The sequence below is a fragment of the Mammaliicoccus sp. L-M44 genome (assembly GCF_022386355.1).
GTDB classification, from domain to species: Bacteria; Bacillota; Bacilli; order Staphylococcales; family Staphylococcaceae; genus Mammaliicoccus; species Mammaliicoccus sciuri_A.
Map to the genome: position 1 here is coordinate 1 of NZ_JAJNIU010000059.1, position 889 is coordinate 889.

The 889-nt window shown below is 29.2% G+C and carries 1 protein-coding gene; it reads left to right on the forward strand.

Annotated features, from left to right (window positions below):
- Positions 1-56: 56 nt before the first annotated feature.
- The coding region (locus LQ611_RS13900; RefSeq protein WP_204236200.1) for an IS1182 family transposase at positions 57-889 on the forward strand (833 nt) is incomplete at its 3' end.

An 889-nucleotide genomic window follows, 5' to 3' on the forward strand; every position in this document is an offset into this window, starting at 1 on the left:
AAATATTAACAAACTATTTTATAATATAGATGAAATTTTATTTAGGAGTTGATTCTATGTTAAATAAAGCTGAAGATAAACGTGACCAATATGAAATGATTTCTGTTTCAGAATTGGTCCCTAAAGATCATTTGTTGAGAAAAGTAGATAAGGTATTAGATTTAAACTTCGTTTATGAACTTGTTGAAGATAAATACTGTTTAGATAACGGACGTCCTTCTATTGATCCAGTTATCTTAGTTAAGATTTTACTTATTCAAAGACTATTTGGCATAAAATCAATGAGACAAACTATTAAAGAAATTGAGACTAACGTAGCTTACCGTTGGTATTTAGGGTTTAGCTTTCTTGATAAAGTCCCTCATTATGGTACATTCAGTAAAAATTATACAAGACGGTTCCATGATACTGACTTGTTTGAACAAATATTCGAAAGAATATTACAAATTGCGATTAAGAATAATTTAATTGATCACTCAACGTTATTCATTGATTCAACACATATAAAAGCTAATGCGAACAAAAATAAATATATTAACCGAGTTGTTAAAAAAGATACATTACACTTCCAAGAAGAACTTAATAATGAAATTAATCAACAGAGGTTAGCACAAGGAAAAAAGCCCATAAAAAATAAGAAAAAGGAGGAATATAAAAATAAGAAAGTCAGTACTACTGACCAAGAAGCTGGCTACTATGTTAAAGGTGAAAGAGAGAAACAATTTGCGTATAGCTTACATAGTTGTGTAGATAAAAATGGTTTTATAATTGATCAACATGTTACACCTGGAAATGTTCACGATAGTACACAGTTGAAACCTATGGTTGAAAGATTAGAAGCAAAAAATATGTTGCCAATCACATTAGCAGTAGACTCTGGATACAAAAC